We start from the raw sequence: 18,708 nt of genomic DNA, 5'->3' as shown, positions 1-18,708 counted from the left end.
TGTATAAATATGTTATAACTCGCGGCGTTATTGATTGAGGGTGTTATGGCGCATTTAATTTACAGCTTAGTTTTATATATTCTTTCGCCTCTGGTGTTTTTACACCTGTGGTTGCGTGGAAAAAAAGCGCCTGACTATCGTAAACGTTGGGCTGAACGATTAGCTTTTTACCACTCGCCAATAAAACGCAATACTGTTGTTATTCACTGTGCATCAGTTGGCGAATTAATGGCAGCAAGCAAATTAATTCACAAACTAAAAGAGCAGTATGACATTACTGTTACATGCAATACACCGACAGGCTCTGCCGAAATCAAAAAGCAATTTGGAGAAAGTGTACAGCATCTATATTTACCGCTTGATTTCTCCGGTGCCATCACTCGCTTTTTAGCAGCATTAAAGCCCAAAGCTATTATTATTTTAGAAACAGAGCTATGGCCAAACTTAATTATTAAAGCGCAGCAACAACATATACCTGTATGTGTTATTAATGCCCGCTTATCTGAAAAATCATTGAAAGGCTACCAGCGTATTTTACCTTTGAGTAAAAATATAATGCGTTCTATTAATTTACTTGCTGTGCATAATCAACAAGATGCAGAACGTTTTTTACAATTGGGCATCGCTGATAACAATACCAAGGTGACTGGTTCGATAAAGTTTGATATTGACGTAAGTGACACCATCGAAGATAAAATCACAGCTCTTAAGCCGCAACTTGCCAATCATGAATTTATTTGGATTGCAGGCTCAACTCACCCAGGTGAATATGAACAAGTAATTAGTGCTCACTTAGCGCTATTAGCCCAAAAGCCAAACGCACTTTTAATTATTGCCCCTCGTCACCCAGAACAATTTAACAAAGTTGCAGACTACTTGAGACAAAACAACATTTCATTTAGTCAACGTAGTAAAGAGGCACATACTGGACAAAGTGTTTTGCTGGCAGATACCATGGGAGAAATGCTAGTACTGTTTGGCGCGTCCCAATGCGCGTTTATTGGTGGCAGTTTAATTGAGCGAGGCGGTCACAACCCTTTGGAAGCCGCCGCATTTAATATTCCAATTATTACAGGCCCTAGTTATACCAACTTTCTCCATGTGTACCCGCAATTAATCAGCAGTAATGCCTGCATTTGTGTTGATTCATCCAATGCGCTTTTTGACAATTTAATAAGTCTGTCTAATGACCCTGAAAAGCGAAAGATGTTGGGTGAAAATGCGTATCAGATTTTAAACGCCAATCGTGGTGCGCTCAAACGAACACTCACGCTTATTGAAAACGAGATTACCCATGACACTGTCACCCACTGAGCAAACAAAGAACTGGGTTAGCCAAGTAATTGTTGGCTACAACTTTTGCCCTTTTGCTAAAAAAGAAGTAGTTAATAACACCATTAACTATGTAGATAGTCAGACTACGACTCATGAAGATGCAGTGATAGAGATGCTATCACTGATACAAGCTATGCGCGAAAATGATGACATAGAAACCTGTTTACAAATTTTCAGCAAAGGCTTTCAAGATTTTGACGCTTTTTTAGATTTAGTTGATCTAGCCAATGCCATGCTGGTTTCAAGTGGTTTTGAAGGATTTATTCAGATCGCTAACTTCCACCCAAACTATGTCTTTGCCGACAGCGATGAAATGGATGCAGCCAATTACACTAACCGCGCTCCCTTTCCCACATTGCATTTGATACGAGAGGCGTCAATGGCTCGCGTACTTGATATTCACCCTGACCCAGAAGGGATCCCAGAAACAAACATCAATCTTGCGAGAGAAAAAGGCATTGAATATTGGCAGCAATTACTCAATCACTGCCAAACAGGAAAGAAGGATTAAGCGACAGCTTGCGCCACTTCGAGTTGTTTATTTGAATATTCTTGTTGAAGTTGTTTCAGCTGTTCAAGTCCCGCGCCATGTGAATACGGTTTGAACAGCAAGATCACTTTCACAATCCCACCAAAAATATCTTGCTTAGTTAACGTACTCTCTTCACTGTGTGCTTTCACATAAGGAGTCCAAAAACTGACAGTCAGTTTAACCATATGCGCAAGCTCAACAATATCGCTTTCATCAATTACAATGACTTCAGCATATTTTAAGCCATTAATCACCGCAACAACTTGCTCGACTAATTGAGTTTGTTGTTCCAGATACTGAGCTTTAAGCTCTTTATCACGGCTTAGGATATCCGTTAAGTTGTTATAAAAGAAGTTAAAACGCCACATTAACTCCACTAGCGAATCAAGGTAGCCCGCCAGTTGCGGCATTACGTCTAAATTTTTATCCATCGGGGTAAAATTGTCTTGTAGATGGGTTTTGTACAAACCAAAAATATGACGCAAAATATCTTCTTTATTTTTGAAGTGATAATACAGGTTGCCCGGGCTAATGCCCATTTCCGAAGCAATATGGTTAGTGGTAATTGCACGTTCACCGTACTGGTTAAATAATGCAATGCTGGTTTGAATAATCTTATCCTTAGTACTCATATCTATCCTAATTTCGCCTGTATATTATCGCCGCAGTATAAACAATCTTGTCATGAATACCAATTGACAAAATAGTCTAACCTGTTAATTGGTATTCCAATTAAAGCTTGATAAAATGCCTGAATCATCACTCAGTTACAGTTATCATGAAAGTAAAAGCAATTTATCCTGGCACCTTTGATCCTATCACCAATGGTCACACTGATTTAGTTAAGCGCGCAGCTAAACTCTTCGATGAAGTTATTTTAGCTATCGCTTACAATCCAAATAAAAAACCATTTTTCGAGTTAGAACAACGTGTTGAAATTGCAAAATCTGTATTAGCAGAACACAAAAATGTCACTGTACTGGGATTTTCGGGCTTGCTGGCCGACTTAGCAAAAGAACATAATGCACAAGTACTTGTTCGTGGAGTTCGCGCTGTATCTGACTTTGAATTTGAATTTCAATTAGCCAGCATGAACCGTCGTTTAAACAAAGATCTTGAAACGGTATTTCTAACACCTGCAGAAAACAATTCGTTTATCTCCTCAAGCTTAGTAAAAGATGTAGCAATTCACGGCGGTGATGTCAGTGAATTTGTTGACCCAATTGTTGTAACTGCCCTTAAGGAAAAACTGGCAAAATGAAGTTAACTCACCTTGCTGCTTCATGTAGTTTAGTATTTGCAGCAAACGTATTTGCAGAGCCTTGGATTGGCACCGACGACCCTTTTTTGCGCGCAGCCATTGAGCAACTAGTTAGCGAAGGTGCGATTAATCGCCCTGTAAATAGTTACCCATTAATGTGGCAAGGTATTGCTCAAGACTTATCACAGATTAATAAAAGCGCGTTGTCAGATGATGGCCTTTTTGCGCTGCGCAGAGTACAACATGCCCTTCATGTTGCTAAATCTGGTAGTTACTCCTCTGTAAAAGTGAGTGGTAACAGCGAAGCTAACTCACTTCAGAGTTTTGGCGAGCGAAATAAGCATAAAGCGAATATTCAAGGCACGTCAGTGTTAATGGGTGATCGTGTAACAGCGAAAGTATCAATTGGGTATAACAAAGACGCCACCAGCCAAAAAGAGCTTAATTATGACGGGTCATACTTAGCGGTACTTTATGGTAACTGGAGTGTGAGCCTTGAGCAGGTCAATAGATGGTTTGGCCCAAGTAATGATAATGCATTGCTACTTTCCAACAATGCCGATCCAATGCCAGGTATTCGTTTTAGCCGTTTAAATACCGATTACTACGGTCCAAGTTTTCTTTCATTTATTGGCCCATGGAATTTTTCAGCCTTTGTCGGCCAAGATAAATACCCAAAAAACGATGGTAAAGATAACCTCTTCTGGGCGATGCGTTTTTCATCAACGCCAATTAGTGGCTTAGAGATTGGTATTAACCAAACCGCACAGTTTGACAGCCCTAATGCCGATCACGGTTTTGGCGCCTTATCAGATGTGATTCTCACCAAAAATAAACTCGACAATCTAGGTGTGAATGAATATAACCAACTCACTAGCCTCGATATCAAATATAGTACTCGCCTCTTAAATCAATCAATGGCGTTTTATGGCGAATACGCAGGTACAAATGAGCTGAGTTTTTTACCTGAAGACACCATGTTTAGTATTGGCGCCGAGCATTTTTTTGGTGCTAAAGATTACTTAGTCAAAAGCTATATTGAGTACTCCGATACCGTATCGAATTGCAGCTTTGCCAATGAAGTCAGTCACTGTCAGTATCAACACCAATACTACGAGCAAGGCTATGCCCATTTAGGTGATAATATTGCAGCGAGTATTGGGGCAAATGTCGAAAGTATTACGCTTGCAACAAGCTATCAAACAACAAAAGGTTACGCTGGGTTTATAAAATTACGCCAGCTTGATTTTACAAATGCCAATAGCACTGATAGTCACATATCAAAACGCTTGCAGTTAGAGGTGGGTTATCAACAAGGGTTGTTAAACGGTTTATTAAAACTTAAAGCCACATCTTGGCGAGATAAGCTGGAAACTACTTCAGACACTGAGTTTGCGATAAGTGGAAGCTGGGAGTATCGCTTTTAATTAATCTACATAGATTAGATGGGACTTTAAAGAATGAAAAACAATTATGCTTGTAGCATATTATGAGGTATTTGCTTTTCGTTCTGATGTTCTTTTGCTTTAAACTTTAAGCGGCTCTTTCTGACCAAAATACTATCTCGAATAAAGCGCCCTAAACGCACTAAGCCTAGCCAGTCTCTGCCTACAATTAATGTAATGATCATTGCATAATCAATAATGTTTATACCAAATGAGTAAACACTCCAGAACCACCAAGGATCTTGATTAGCTAATACCTGAATATCCACCCACATCAAATAAAACATCAAACCATTTAATGTGAGTCCTAGGTAAACATAGTATGAAGCGCGATGGTGTTGTATTCTGAAAAGCTTATGAATAAAAAAGATTGTTGTTATTGTAAGGATATCTTGTGTCATCCATTGCAGGTAAACGCGAGTTGTGGTGTCGAACTCAAAGATATGATCGCTGATAAAATAGGACATGAATACAACTAGCGCTGAGATAATTACTGAATAACTATCTTTAAAACCTAAAACCTTACCAAACACATTAAACAAAAAGCCAATTAAAAAGCCCCATGTCATAAATGCGCCAAAAAATGGAGCAAGGTTCATATCAAAAAACATTCATGTCCTTTAACGGATTAGTCTTCCTCGCGTTTAGTGATTACATTACCACCACCGCGACGTAGTTCAGGAGTCATACCTAATGCCTCCGCCGATAAAGTTACCTTATCACTTTGTAGGGTGTTTTGTGAAGACTCTGATTTAACAGTATTTGTTTGAGTGTTTTGCATTTGCGCATATTGCATAGCATTTAAGCTGTTTGTACCGTTAATTTGCATTTTTCTATTCCTTATAAAACTAATTTTTAAAGATGACCCTAAGTGTCCTTATTATTTTTGTTTGTACTCCTCACCTACTTAGGGGCCTTAAATTGTCATTTTTCTGACAACTTAACATCAGGTGCACGAATAAAAGCAATTAGCGATCCAGAAATGCGAATGAAACTCAATATACGAACAAAGGATTAATTTTAATTAACTGATTTATATGACCATTTAACAAAAATGCATATTAACTTAGCCATTAATTTTATTTATTTCACTCTCGCCAACATGTACCTAATTATAGTACAAAACTTAAATTACAATAAAAAAGCACAGCAGAAAACTGCTGTGCTTTTTATGGCGTTAAACAATAAAGTTTGAAAACGTATTAGGCGACGTTACGGCACTCGATGCGCAGTTCATTCGGCCTAGCGATGCGGTAATCCATTGCCACCTCATCGCAATTATCTTTGCGTAAACAAAGTTCGCAGTCTTTCATCACCTTTTCGGGTAACTGAGATTTATGACTATCGGCAAAGCCTAACTTAGTGAAGAAGCCTGGTACACGTGTTAATACAATAATGCGTCCTAAGGCAAGCTTAGCGCCTTTTTCAATGAGGTGATTTACCAGCGCTCGTCCCTGTCCTTTAACACTTGACTCAGGATTTACCCCAAGCGAGCGAATTTCTGCAAGACCGGTATCGTAAATATACAGTGATGCACACCCTGTCACTTTGCCATTCACTTCGGTTACTGCAAATTCATTAATACTGTGGATCATATCGCTTTTTGCGCGCGGTAGGTTTTCACCTTCGCGCGCCCAATACTGAATTAACTCAGCGATTGCTTCCACATCATTCAGCGTGGCATCCCTTACCGTAAATTCAGCGTTTTTTTTTGCGTTGCTAATGGCTAATTGAACCTGTGTAGGCGATGTACCCCCCAATGCTAAACGGGCATCTAAACATGCTTGCAGTTCAAGCACAGGGTACACATCCTCATCAATCACATCACACACAGCTTTAAACTGTGCGATTGATAAATCTTCAAGGTTTTTCCCCTCAGAGATTGCCACTTGTACGAGCTCTCCCACAATGTGATGTCCTTCACGGAAAGGAATGCCTTTGGCAACCAGATAATCCGCTAGTTCAGTAGCATTCGCATGACCGCCTTGTGCTGCCGCTTTGGTTTTCTCTGCGTTAACTTTCACACCTTTAATGCAGGCTTCAGCCATATGAATACAGGCAAGCCACGTTGGCATTGCATCAAATAGGCCTTCTTTGTCTTCTTGCATATCTTTGTTATAGGCAAGTGGTAATGCTTTTAACGTCATCATCATGGCGCTAAACGCGCCAAAAACACGGCCCGTTTTACCACGAATGAGCTCTAACGCATCAGGGTTTTTCTTTTGTGGCATCAAGCTTGAGCCCGATGTCACGCTATCAGCCAGTTCAATAAATCCGGCTTCGCCAGAGTTATAGAAAATCATATCTTCTGCAAGGCGTGATAAATGCATCATTGAAATAGATGCACAACTTAACAGTTCAACCACAAAATCACGATCAGATACTGCATCAAGGCTATTGCGACTTGCTCTATCAAAGCCTAAATTGACCGCGAGCTGTTCACGATCAATGGCATACGCGGTACCTGCTAGTGCGCCTGAACCAAGTGGGCATACATTAATGCGGCTTAGCGCGCTTTCTAAACGTGCTTCATCACGTTCTAGCATTTCAAAATATGCCATACACCAATGACTAAATAGTACAGGCTGTGCGCGTTGCAAATGGGTATAACCTGGTAACACAGTACCAAACTCTTTTTCTGCCAGTGTCACCAGTGCATCTTTTAAAGAGGCGATAGCTGCTAGCAACTGTTTGACCGTTTTTCGACTCCACAAACGAAAATCTGTAGCGACTTGGTCATTTCGACTGCGCCCTGTGTGCAGTTTTTTACCAAGATCCCCAACCTTTTCAATTAGTTTTGCTTCCACATACGAGTGAATATCCTCATCCCCAGCCGTAGCAATTGCATTCGGGTTTTGCTGAACTTCAAGTAAAAGTTCATTTAACCCCGTCACTAATTGTTGATGTTCTTGTGCTGTTAGCACATCAACTTGCTGTAATGCACCAGCCCAAGCAATTGAACCAATAATGTCTTCTTCTGCCATTTGATAATCAAATGGCAATGAGTCATTAAATTGTTTAAATGCGTGATCTGGTCCCGAAGAAAAACGTCCGCCCCACAGTGCCATAGCTCAATCCTCTAAAAAATACGCGGCAAGATTACTTGTTATTCATTGCAGAAATTCTACTGCTTAATGAAAATAGACGAATAAACCCTTCAGCATGTGATTGATCGTAAACATCATCTTCACCGAAAGTTGCAAAGTCTTCGCTGTACAAAGAGTTTTCCGATTGCTTTTGTACTGCCGTCACTTGACCTTTATAGAGCTTCAATACCACTTCACCCGTTGCCAGTGTCGAAAATGCTTCTGCCGCAGCTAAGATTGAATCTTTCAGTGGCGTAAACCAACGACCATCATAAACAAGGTGCGAAAATTCATTCGCTAGAGTGTCTTTCCACTTACGGCTGGTTTTATCAAGCACGAGCTCATCAATCGCTTGCAGTGCCGCCATAATTACTGTGCCACCTGGAGTTTCATAACAACCACGTGACTTCATACCAACTAGGCGATTTTCAACAATATCAACACGACCAATACCATGGGGTGCTGCAATTTCATTTAGCGTAGTAAGCACTTGAAACGGCGACATTTGCTCGCCATTTACCGCAACCACTTCACCATTTTTAATGCTCAATTGTACAAGCAGAGATTCATTTGGCGCTTGCTCTGGTGAATTAGTCCATGTCCATACTTGGTCACTTGGTTGACACCATGGATCTTCAAGCTCGCCACCTTCGTGTGAAATATGCCATGCGTTAGCATCGCGGCTATAAATTTTAGTAGCAGATGCCGAGCACGGAATATTTCGCTCAGCAAGGTAATCAAGCAGTGATTCACGACTTGATAAATCCCACTCACGCCAAGGTGCAATTACTTTTAAATCAGGTGCAAGAGCTGCGAAACAACTTTCAAAACGCACTTGGTCATTGCCTTTACCGGTACAACCGTGAGAAAGTGCATCAGCACCTACTTTACGTGCCACTTCAACTTGTGCTTTAGCAATAATAGGACGTGCCATTGACGTACCGAGTAGATAAGTCCCCTCATAGATTGCACCCGTTTTAAGCGTTGGGTAAATATAATCGGCAACTAGCTCGTCTTTTAAATCAACGATATGGCATTCAGACGCACCTGATGCTATCGCTTTTGCTTCTACGCCTTCTAACTCTTCAGCGCCTTGACCAACATCGGCAACAAATGCCACTACTTCACAGTTATAATTTTCTTTTAACCATGGCACGATAGCCGAGGTATCAAGACCACCTGAGTATGCTAGTACAACTTTTTTAATAGAACTCATGTTACCGATTCCTTACACAAAATTTGGATTTAATAAACTTACAAGCAATGCATTTTGCGCATGCATACGGTTTTCAGCTTGTTGTATTATGAATGATTTTTCACCGTCCATTACCTCTGAGGTAATTTCAAATTCACGGTGTGCAGGCTGACAATGCAGTACGCTTGAGGCGCCTGTCATATCAACCAGTTTTTGATTAATTTGATACGGCATGTACTTTTCTTTTACCAATTCTAATGGTGTGTTATCACCCATTGACACCCAAGTATCTGCGTAGAGTGCGTTTGAGCCAACGGCCGCTTCAATGCGGTCACTCACCAATACTGACGCACCATTTTGTGCTGCGATTGCTTCAGCCTGCTTTAAAATTTGCGCATCAGGAGAGGCACCTTTCGGGCAGACTGCAACAAAGTCGGTACCGAGACTTGCAGCTAATAACATTAGAGAATGCGTAACATTATTACCTTCACCTAAATAGGCCAGTTTTAATTGACTTACATCGCCGTAGATTTCTGTTAGTGTCAGAAAATCGGCAAGTGCTTGGCATGGGTGATATAAGTCACACAAGCTATTCACTACAGGCACAGATGAAAACTCACCGAGAGTTTCCAGCGTACTGTGCGACATAACCCGTGCAACAATGCCATCCGCCCAAGTAGAAATATTCAGGGCAAAATCTTTTACTGATTCACGCTGCCCCATGGCACCATTTTGCTGATCAAGGTAAACCGCGTGCCCGCCGAGCTTGTTAATACCGATATCGAATGACAAACGCGTACGTAAACTTGGTTTTTCAAATAACGTTACTACAGATTTACCTTTTAGCGATTCAGTGAAATCCGTTGGGTTGTTTTTAATCTGTAATGCTAAATTAAGTAATTTTAAGTTGGCTTCTTTGTTTAGTTCTAAGCCTGTAATAAATTGTTGAGTCATTATTTTTCCTATGGCGTAATCTTGGTTCCAACATGCTCACCATTGAGCAATGCGATTAAGTTTTCTGGCTTTTGCCAGCTCGAGATATAAACGCCACGTCGTAAATGTTGAGCAGCTTGCAAGCTGGTATTTACTTTTACCTGCATGCCACCTTTAATGACTCCTTCTTCAATCAGTTTAGAAATTTCATCACTTGATAACTGATGTAATGGATTGAGCTTGTTATCTAACACCGCTTCCACATCTGTCATAAAAATAAGTTCTGCGTCAAGTAACTGCGCGATACTTGCCGCCGCTTCATCGGCATTTACGTTGTACCAATTGCCTTCAAGGTCAAAACCAATTGAACTCACAATTGGAAAACACCCTGCATCAAGTAGTGACTTAAGAATGCTGGCATCGTTTTCAATGCAGGTGCCAACTTGTCCAAGGGCTTTTAGCTTTTGTTCGCTAACAAGACCTGCTTCAAAAAGACTTAAACCAACAGGTTTAAAACCATTGCTAATTGCAGCGCCCATTAATTGTTTATTTGCGCAGCCTGCTAACGCACCCACAATATAAGGCATTTGTTCACGCGGGCTAATACGCAGACCGAGATGTTTTGAAGTGACAAACCCTGCATCACTTAACCAACTATCAACAAGCGACCCACCGCCATGCACTAAAATAAACTTGTCTTCTGGCTTTTGATGCAAGACATCAATAAGTGCTTTTGCAGCTTCAATATTATTTAATACGGCACCACCTAGCTTAATTACCCAATTAGCCATGTTTCACTCCTTGAAAACCGGTATGTGCCGGCAAACCTAAAGTTAAATTAATACATTGGAGCGCTTGGCCAGAGGCGCCTTTTAATAAATTATCAATTGCAGAAATCACAATGAGTTGGTCGCCTTGTAACTGCCAACCGATATCAACAAAAGGTGAATTTTCAACACCTTTAATTGACGGAATTGCATCGCCAAGTAAACGAATTAATGGTTCATCAGCAAGTACTTGATATGATGCTGCGATTTGCTTGGCAGTAGTGCCTGGTTTTACTTTGACGTAAATGGTTTCAAGAATACCGCGCTTAAAATTGCCTAAGTGCGGTGTAAACAACACCTTGTGGCCAAGGTATTTTTCAATTTCTGGGCCATGTCTGTGGTTAAATAAACCGTAAGGTTTTAAGCTTACTTCGCAAAAATGGGTTGCGACATTGGCTTTACGGCCAGCCCCCGTAACCCCAGAAACAGCATTAATAATGACAGTATCGTCAGTAAGCAACCCTGCTTGCTTTAATGGTTTTAAAGCATTGAGTGCAGCCGTTGGATAACAACCAGGAACAGCCACTAACTGAGCGTTTTTGATTTGCTCTTTTTGCCACTCAACAAGACCATAAACAGCTTGCTCAAGTAATTCAGGGCTGGTGTGTTTAAAGCCATAATAATTCTCATAGTCTTCATTTGATGACAGACGAAAACCACCCGATAAATCAAACACTTTTTTGCCCATAGCTAAAAACTTAGGCGCAAGCTCCACGCTCACCGAATGTTCAGTGCATAAGCAAACTGCATCGGCATTTTGACTAATAACATTGAGTGCATCTTGCGTCAGCGGTGAAAGAATTCCGTCCACTAAACCATTTAATTCTGGGTAAAGGCTGGCAAGTGCCTTATCTTTATCAAGGCTATTTTCAGAGACATACATACCCACTAAATTAAGCGAATCATGCAGAGATATTAATTTGGCAAGTTCAGCACCTGAGTAACCACTTGCACCAACGATAACGATATTCATATTTATTCCTAAAAGCTAAAAAAGGGTTATTAAAACAAGTTTTAAAAAGGTGCTATCGTCGTAACATTGATTTATACATGCTGTTAGTCTCGGTACTAAATATTTCAAAATAATGAATTGAATCGCAGAATAAACCAATGTAAATTTATATTCAACTTTTTTGCATAATTATTTATAACTTTTTTTGAGTCTACAATGCCACAATTAAAATTTCTTGAAATGTATGGTGCCTTAATTGCCGCACCATCAATCAGTGCAACAGTGCCATCACTTGATATGAGTAACCGCGAAGTCATCAATTTATTAGCAAATTGGTGTCAGTCAATTGGCTTTAATGTTGAAATTACAGAACTTGAGACAAGTCCCGGAAAGTACAATTTAGCGGCAAAACTAGGGACCGGTGATGGTGGTTTAATGCTTGCAGGTCACACTGATACAGTGCCATTTGATGACAGCCGCTGGCAATTCGACCCGTTTAAACTTAGTGAGCAGGACAACAAACTATTTGGACTTGGCAGCATTGACATGAAAGGCTTTTTTGCATTTGTTATTAATGCATTGCAAGAAATCGATGCTGACGTTGGATTAGAAAACATTAAGCAACCAATAACTATATTAGCAACCGCCGACGAAGAAACGACTATGGCAGGAGCGATTGAAATCGCCAAACAAAACTCATTAAAACCTGCGCGATGTGTTATTGGCGAACCCACTGATATGGTACCTGTCTATACCCACAAAGGGCATATGTCGACAGCGATTCGTATTACGGGGAAAGCTGGCCATAGTTCAGATCCTGAGGCGGGCTTGAATGCCATAGAAGTGATGAATCTTGTTATTTCACAGCTATTAAAATTAAAAGAAGAAATAAAGAATAAATATTCATTTCCAGATTTTAAGATTCCTTACCCAACTTTAAACCTTGGACATATTCATGGTGGCGACAATGCTAACCGTATTTGTGGTTGTTGCGAACTACACATTGATATGCGCCCAATCCCAGGCATTAGCATAGCTGAATTACAAGCGATGTTGTTACAAGCAGTAGCGCCTATCAATAACAAATACCCAAATGCAGTTGCCGTAATTGATTTGCATGATCCTATCCCTGCATTCTCAGGCAGCACGGATAGTAGTTTAGTAAAATTAGCAGAACAACTTTCTGGTGAAAAAGCTCAGGCCGTTAATTATTGCACCGAAGCCCCTTTTTTACAGCAACTGGGATGTGAAACGATTGTAATGGGACCTGGTTCGATTCAACATGCGCATCAGCCCGATGAATATTTAGCTATGGAAAAAATAAAACCAAGCCAAGAGATTATTAAGCAACTGATTTTTAAATCGTGTTTTATCTAACTGTTTGGTTAACTCAGCTGCTCATGAAGTTTTAAAAAGGCATTAAAAATAAGCTCATCAATATCACAAAATGGTGAGCTATCAATCACCCCAGTAATAAACTCGACCTGCAGCTCATTTCCCTTGGTATAACTGAGTTGATTTAACTGTTTTACTAAACTATCAATTTTCACTTGAGTGTTTGCTTTATTTGCATTACTTACAAGCGCAACAAAGCCATTTTCATCATAATGCGCAATTAAATCTGTCGCTCTGAAATTAGTTTTAAATACTTTGGCTGCAGAGCGTAAAAAGTCATTATATTTTTCTGTATCATGCTGAATGCTCAGCAACCCTTTCATAAAAAGGTAAACCACAGACACTTTCAGATTCAGTTTTTGACAGACCTTTAAACTCACTGGTGCCAACAATTTAAAGCCAGCTTTATTTGACAAACCCGTCACCTCATCCATGGTGTAATTTATTTTGTGAACAAGCTCAAGCTCAACCAATACAGCAAGCTCTCGCAATAATGCGATATCATCAGTGCTGAAATCGCGAGGTTTAGTGTCGATAATACATAAAGTACCTAACCGTTCACCATTTTCATGCGCGAGTGGAATACCAGCGTAAAAACGAATAAACGGTTCACCCGTCACTAAAGGATTGTCAGCAAAGCGGCTGTCATCTAGCGTGTTATTTACGACAAATGCCTTGTCACTTAAAATCGCATGGCCGCAAAAAGAGATATCTCTTGCCGTTTCACTTACCTCTAAGCCGATACATGATTTGAACCATTGCCGCTCGCTATCGACTAATGATACTAACGCGATGGGTACATCAAACATATTAGCTGCAATTTGGGTAATTCTGTCTAAACGTTCTTCTGCTGGAGTATCAAGCACGTTCAAACTTTGTAATGTTTTAATTCTTATATTTTCATTGGCCGAAGAATCGGGTGGCAGCATCGAAATAATCCTCTTTTTAATACTCCTAGTATAGTCAGTGTAAGCAAAAGGCAAAGATCCAAAGTTTCATCATTTACTTTAAGTACGATCGTGCTATTATCACAAAAAATAGAACGAGCGTGCTTTTATGGGTAAAGGTCAAGAAACGAAGCAACAAATCCTTGCAACCGCATTAAATATTGCTACGCAATCAAGCTTAGATAATCTCACTATAGGTGGCCTTGCGGTTGCCACAGGAATGTCTAAATCAGGTTTGTTTGCACACTTTAAATCAAAAGAAGCTTTGCAGTTAAATGTACTTACATTTGCCAATGAGTTATTTCAAAGCATTGTCGTTAAGCCAATCAATCGTGAATTAGATCCATTAGGCCAGTTACTTTCACTGTGTGATAACTGGTTAGACTGGTACGAAAATCAAGCCAAGACCTGTATTTTTATTTCTGCCGCGGTTGAATTTGACGATCAACCGGGCGCTGTTCATGACCAGGTAAAACAGGATCTCGCTAATTGGTTAAGTTATTTAAACCACAAAGTTAGCCTGGTAATAAAAAGCGGCCAGTTCAAACAAGATGTTAACGCTGAACAATTTGTATTTGAGTTATATGCTCTTTATTTAGGTAGTCAGAGCATGTCATGGCTTGGCGTAGAGGATAACCAGCATAGCCGTTTTAAATATGCTTTGAATCAATTAATCGCGCGTCATAGCGCATAGGAAATTTATGAGCAGTAAAATTTACTTTTCATCATCAGCTAAGCGCAAACCACTTAGTTACTACCTTATAAAAGCGGCTTCAACTAGCGCGCTAAAAGTTGCGCCAAAGTTTGCATTTAAACAGACCAGAAAGTTATTGTTAACCCCCGCCAAAAACCGCAAAAGAAATGCATTATCACCACAATTTAGTTCGCAAAAACTTGCAACACCTGATGGCGAATTGCACCTTTTATCAATTGGAAGCGGACCCGAAGTGATTTTTACACACGGCTGGTCTGGTAGCAGCCAACAGTTTTTACCCTTAATGGAAAAAGTAGCAACAAGTGGCTATCGTGCAATTGCATTTGATCATTATGCACATGGCGATAGCGACGGTAAGTTTGCAAACTTACCCTTGTTTATAAAAGGGTTAAAATCGGTTATCGCAAGTTTTGACAAACCGAAAGCACTGATCAGCCATTCAATGGGCACAATTGCAGCACTGAACGTTAGCAAGGATATTCCTCACTTTTTAATCGCCCCTACATTTGGTTTTTATGATTCTTTTGAAGCGCGTATTTTAAATACAGGTATTCATAAAAGCCTGTTTAGTGGCGTGCTTAAAAGCGTTGAAAGTGAGCACAAGATGCGTTTTGGAGAGATTTTACCTGAACAACATATCACAGGGCACACACACCCTATTCATATTATTCACGACCAAAAAGATCGATTTGCACAATTTGATTTAACTCGTGAACAGGCTCTAAAACATTCACATATCAAGCTTAAAGCGGTCAACAACTTAGGCCATGGACGCATTATAAACTCCGACGAGACATGGCAATTCATCAAAGAGAGTTTACTCGCAAAGCGCGATTAACGTGCCTTCAATAGAGCGCACATAAGCAAGGTTTTTACCTTCCATTTCATTCGGTGCAGAAAGAGGTTCTGCACCTGCCTCAACTGCTTTGGTAAACGCAAGATTAATATCTTCTACATGCAACACTAACTCAAATCCCAGCGCTGGTTGCTTGGGTTGCGCACGAATATAGCTTTGTTTGAAATGAGATTGTGCCAATGGGTGAGATGCAAAAGCGATTCTAGCGCCTTGAAAGTCTAATTCGCCGTACTGACCATCTTCGTCGAGCTGCGCAGTGTTGATAGCAAATGCTTGAAAATAGAAATCGAGTGTCTCTTCAACATTATCGACATAGATGACTGTTTTTAAGTAGTCCATGTATAAAAGGTGATGATTAATTATTCTTATTGTCTAATTATTAGCACACAACTGCCGTAAATTGCAGCTATTTCCTTCATCACATACGAAAAAAGCACCTGTTAGGTGCTTTTTTAAACAAATCTAAAATTAAGGCTTTTTGCTATACATTTTAGCAATACGCTTGCGCTGCCTTTGCTGTGAAAGCGTCATTTTATTAGTACGACCAGCGTATGGGTTATCGCCTTCTCTAAATTCAATTTTGATTGGCGTGCCCATTACTTTAAGCGCTTTACGATAGTAATTCATCATGTAGCGCTTATAAGAGTCTGGCAGGTCTTTCACTTGGTTACCGTGAATAACGATAATTGGTGGGTTATATCCCCCCGCGTGCGCATATTTAAGCTTAACACGACGACCGCGTACTAAAGGCGGTTGGTGATCAGCTTGCGCCATATCCATAATACGACGTAGCATCGCTGTACTAATGCGCTTAGTTGCTGACTCATATGCTTCATCAACTGATTCAAATAAGTGGCCTACACCAGTGCCATGAAGCGCAGAGATAAAATGAATACGGGCAAAATCAATAAAGCCTAATCGACGATCAAGCTCTGATTTAATGCGATCTTTTACATCAGTATCCAAACCATCCCATTTGTTAACCGCAATCACCAATGAACGACCTGCGTTAAGCGTATAACCTAATAAGCTTAAGTCTTGGTCACTAATACCTTCGCGTGCATCAATTACCAATAACACAACGTTTGCATCTTCAATGGCTTTCAATGTTTTGATTACCGAGAACTTTTCAACAACGTCCGATACTTTTTTACGTTTTCGTACTCCTGCGGTATCAATCAGTACGTATTCTTTCTCATTACGTGTCATTGGAATATACACTGAGTCACGCGTGGTGCCAGGCATATCATAAACAATTACACGTTCTTCACCTAAAATACGGTTAGTAAGGGTAGACTTACCCACATTAGGGCGACCGATAATCGCAAGCTTTACAGGCTTATCTGGGCGCTCACCATCAACGTCTTCGCCATCATTTTCATCATCATAAAGTGAATCAACTAATTCATCTTCAAATTCTTCAGGATTTGCTGCACGATACGCTTCAGCATATTCTGCAATCACTGGCTGCAGTGCAGTATCAAGTAATGACGTAATACCACGACCGTGAGCTGCCGCAATTTGGTACACTTCACCTAGTGCAAGCTGATAAAATTCAGCACAGTTAGAATCCGCATCAATACCGTCAATTTTATTTGCAACAACAAATACTTTCTTTTGCTGTTTACGTAAGTGGTCAGCAATGCCAATATCAGACGCTGTTAAGCCCGCTCTGGCATCTACTAAAAACATCACGATGTCAGCTTCTTCAATCGCTAATAACGACTGCTCTGCCATTTCTGACTCAATGCCCTGCTCAGAACCATCAATACCGCCAGTATCGACTAGAATGAATTCATAATCTTCATAACTTGCTTGGCCATATTTACGATCACGTGTTAGACCTGGGAAGTCCGCTACAAGGGCATCACGCGTACGCGTTAACCGATTAAATAATGTTGATTTCCCAACATTAGGACGACCCACAAGGGCAATCACAGGAAGCATATTCAACCTCTTAAATAAACAACAAAAGGCTTCGTCCAGTGCAAGCCGTAACGAAGCCTTCAATTTGCCAAGTCACACTTGGCAGTAAATTATTAATTCGCTAGTGGTAAGTTAACTAAGCTAACTTCACCGTCACGGGTAATAACAATTAATTTGTCACCCGCAGTGACTGGTTCAACATAAAAACCAGAACTATCGAATTCACTACGTGAAACAAGATCACCTGTTTCTTTATCTAACCAGTGCAGATTTCCTTCTTGATCACCAGTTACTAAGTAGTTACCAAATACCGTTGGACCAGTTAAAAACCAACCATTTAATGCTGGCTGACTCCAACGTTCAATACCTGAGCTTGCATCTAAAGCATAGATAGAACCTTCACTATCTACCAAATAGATATTTCGGCCATCAAGGGTAAAGTCGCGGTAACCACTGTACTCACGCTTCCAAAGTACGTTTCCACTGCGCACATCAACAGCAACCAAATTGCCGTTGTAAGCCAGAGAATAGACTGTTGAACCTTGAATAATTGGTTGCGTGTCTACATCTGCTAAACGCTCAAATTCAGATGTCCCCTGCGGCACAGCAACATCCGCTTGCCATGCTAAAAAGCCATTTTCAGAAATCACGACAGATAACTTGCCATTTTCTTCACCGAAAATAACGCCGCCATTTGCTGACTGTGGTGAACTAATACCACGTAACGTTAAGGCTGGTACTTCATGCTCATAAACCCAGCGCTGCTCACCTTCATCAGGATGAAGTGCTACAAGTTTGCCTGAGCCAAGGTTTACATAAATTAAACCATCGCCTGCAGCAGGTGCTGAAAGTGCTTCACCAGGTACCTTTTTACGCCAAGCAAGTTCACCGGTTTCACGATCAAGTGCAATCACTTCACCACGTTCAGTACCAACATATACTTTGCCATAAGCTTCACTCAAACCACCTGATAATTTGGCGCTGTCATCATCAGCCCACGGCCAAAATGCAGGGTTTTCACGCACATCTGTACGCCAAAGCTCTTTACCAGTATTGATATCAATTGCTTTTATTTCGCCGCGACGCGATGCAACATACACAGTGTCTTTGTAAACAACAGGCGAAAGACGTGAGAAATAATGCTCTACGCCTGAGCCAACACTGGTTTGCCAAACGCTTTTGGCTTCAAATTGATTAACAATTTCAGGCAGCTTTAATTCGTCCTCGTCATCTTCACTCGACGAACAGCCAGCCAACCCTAAGGTCAGTAATAGCAAGCTTGCTAAGGTAATTTTTTTCATAA

Annotated in this window: 19 protein-coding genes; 7 read left to right on the top strand and 12 right to left on the bottom strand. The window is 40.5% G+C overall.

Features of this window, described 5'->3' with window-relative positions:
• The first annotated feature begins 45 nt into the window (after positions 1–45).
• Both waaA and OM33_RS06520 read left to right on the top strand, forming a co-directional pair.
• Positions 46–1,314: a lipid IV(A) 3-deoxy-D-manno-octulosonic acid transferase gene (waaA, locus tag OM33_RS06525; protein ID WP_038640183.1), complete on the top strand. Its 1,269-nt coding sequence runs from the start codon at positions 46–48 to the stop codon at positions 1,312–1,314.
• On the top strand, positions 1,295–1,846 hold the full coding sequence (locus OM33_RS06520) for a DUF1415 domain-containing protein (RefSeq protein ID WP_038640180.1): 552 nt from the start codon (positions 1,295–1,297) through the stop codon (positions 1,844–1,846). The genes waaA and OM33_RS06520 overlap by 20 nt, the downstream gene beginning before the upstream one ends.
• Here OM33_RS06520 and OM33_RS06515 read toward each other — a convergent pair.
• Positions 1,843–2,499, bottom strand: coding sequence for a TetR/AcrR family transcriptional regulator (locus OM33_RS06515; RefSeq protein ID WP_038640178.1), 657 nt, complete (start codon positions 2,497–2,499; stop codon positions 1,843–1,845). The genes OM33_RS06520 and OM33_RS06515 overlap by 4 nt on opposite strands.
• A gap of 146 nt (positions 2,500–2,645) precedes the next feature.
• Between OM33_RS06515 and coaD the strand changes: the two genes are divergently transcribed.
• Together coaD and OM33_RS06505 are read left to right on the top strand one after the other, a co-directional pair.
• Positions 2,646–3,128, top strand: coding sequence for a pantetheine-phosphate adenylyltransferase (gene coaD / locus OM33_RS06510; protein ID WP_038640177.1), 483 nt, complete (start codon positions 2,646–2,648; stop codon positions 3,126–3,128).
• Complete coding sequence (locus OM33_RS06505; RefSeq protein WP_038640175.1) at positions 3,125–4,555, top strand: capsule assembly Wzi family protein; 1,431 nt, start codon at positions 3,125–3,127, stop codon at positions 4,553–4,555. The genes coaD and OM33_RS06505 overlap by 4 nt, the downstream gene beginning before the upstream one ends.
• Before the next feature lie 44 nt (positions 4,556–4,599).
• On the opposite strand, the gene OM33_RS06500 is transcribed toward OM33_RS06505, so the two are convergent.
• From OM33_RS06500 to argC, 7 genes are all read right to left on the bottom strand, one after another.
• A complete protein-coding gene (locus tag OM33_RS06500; protein WP_052140919.1) occupies positions 4,600–5,184 on the bottom strand; it encodes a hypothetical protein in 585 nt (194 codons plus the stop codon).
• A 17-nt stretch (positions 5,185–5,201) separates the two neighbouring features.
• Positions 5,202–5,402 carry a hypothetical protein gene (locus OM33_RS06495; RefSeq protein WP_038640173.1) on the bottom strand — a complete coding sequence of 67 codons (201 nt, stop codon included), beginning with the start codon at positions 5,400–5,402 and terminating at the stop codon, positions 5,202–5,204.
• 373 nt (positions 5,403–5,775) lie between these two features.
• Positions 5,776–7,641 carry an argininosuccinate lyase gene (argH, locus tag OM33_RS06490; protein WP_038640171.1) on the bottom strand — a complete coding sequence of 622 codons (1,866 nt, stop codon included), beginning with the start codon at positions 7,639–7,641 and terminating at the stop codon, positions 5,776–5,778.
• 31 nt (positions 7,642–7,672) lie between these two features.
• Positions 7,673–8,875 (bottom strand): argininosuccinate synthase, encoded by a 1,203-nt coding sequence (locus tag OM33_RS06485; protein WP_038640169.1) that lies wholly within the window; start codon positions 8,873–8,875, stop codon positions 7,673–7,675.
• A 12-nt stretch (positions 8,876–8,887) separates the two neighbouring features.
• Positions 8,888–9,808 (bottom strand): ornithine carbamoyltransferase, encoded by a 921-nt coding sequence (locus tag OM33_RS06480; protein ID WP_038640167.1) that lies wholly within the window; start codon positions 9,806–9,808, stop codon positions 8,888–8,890.
• An 8-nt stretch (positions 9,809–9,816) separates the two neighbouring features.
• A complete protein-coding gene (gene argB / locus OM33_RS06475) occupies positions 9,817–10,578 on the bottom strand; it encodes an acetylglutamate kinase (protein ID WP_038640165.1) in 762 nt (253 codons plus the stop codon).
• Positions 10,571–11,587 (bottom strand): N-acetyl-gamma-glutamyl-phosphate reductase, encoded by a 1,017-nt coding sequence (argC, locus tag OM33_RS06470; RefSeq protein WP_038640163.1) that lies wholly within the window; start codon positions 11,585–11,587, stop codon positions 10,571–10,573. The genes argB and argC overlap by 8 nt, the downstream gene beginning before the upstream one ends.
• A gap of 195 nt (positions 11,588–11,782) precedes the next feature.
• On the opposite strand from argC, the gene argE reads away from it, so the two are divergent.
• Positions 11,783–12,943, top strand: a complete 1,161-nt coding sequence (gene argE, locus OM33_RS06465) for an acetylornithine deacetylase (RefSeq protein WP_038640161.1) — start codon at positions 11,783–11,785, stop codon at positions 12,941–12,943.
• Positions 12,944–12,951: 8 nt separating this feature from the next.
• On the opposite strand, the gene OM33_RS06460 is transcribed toward argE, so the two are convergent.
• On the bottom strand, positions 12,952–13,890 hold the full coding sequence (locus OM33_RS06460; RefSeq protein WP_038640159.1) for a GAF domain-containing protein: 939 nt from the start codon (positions 13,888–13,890) through the stop codon (positions 12,952–12,954).
• Between the two features lie 127 nt (positions 13,891–14,017).
• On the opposite strand from OM33_RS06460, the gene OM33_RS06455 reads away from it, so the two are divergent.
• A complete protein-coding gene (locus tag OM33_RS06455) occupies positions 14,018–14,602 on the top strand; it encodes a TetR/AcrR family transcriptional regulator (protein WP_038640156.1) in 585 nt (194 codons plus the stop codon).
• Between the two features lie 7 nt (positions 14,603–14,609).
• Positions 14,610–15,461, top strand: coding sequence for an alpha/beta fold hydrolase (locus tag OM33_RS06450; protein ID WP_038640155.1), 852 nt, complete (start codon positions 14,610–14,612; stop codon positions 15,459–15,461).
• On the opposite strand, the gene OM33_RS06445 is transcribed toward OM33_RS06450, so the two are convergent.
• The 3 genes from OM33_RS06445 to bamB form a co-directional block, all read right to left on the bottom strand.
• A complete protein-coding gene (locus OM33_RS06445; RefSeq protein WP_038640153.1) occupies positions 15,441–15,818 on the bottom strand; it encodes a VOC family protein in 378 nt (125 codons plus the stop codon). The genes OM33_RS06450 and OM33_RS06445 overlap by 21 nt on opposite strands.
• Before the next feature lie 129 nt (positions 15,819–15,947).
• Positions 15,948–17,426, bottom strand: a complete 1,479-nt coding sequence (gene der / locus OM33_RS06440) for a ribosome biogenesis GTPase Der (protein WP_038640151.1) — start codon at positions 17,424–17,426, stop codon at positions 15,948–15,950.
• Between the two features lie 92 nt (positions 17,427–17,518).
• Positions 17,519–18,706 carry an outer membrane protein assembly factor BamB gene (gene bamB, locus OM33_RS06435; protein ID WP_038640149.1) on the bottom strand — a complete coding sequence of 396 codons (1,188 nt, stop codon included), beginning with the start codon at positions 18,704–18,706 and terminating at the stop codon, positions 17,519–17,521.
• Positions 18,707–18,708 lie beyond the last annotated feature (2 nt).

This window comes from Pseudoalteromonas piratica (assembly GCF_000788395.1).
In the GTDB taxonomy this organism is placed as follows: Bacteria; Pseudomonadota; Gammaproteobacteria; order Enterobacterales; family Alteromonadaceae; genus Pseudoalteromonas; species Pseudoalteromonas piratica.
The sequence above is the reverse complement of the archived record's forward strand: the minus strand, read 5'-3'. Positions and strand labels throughout refer to the sequence as shown.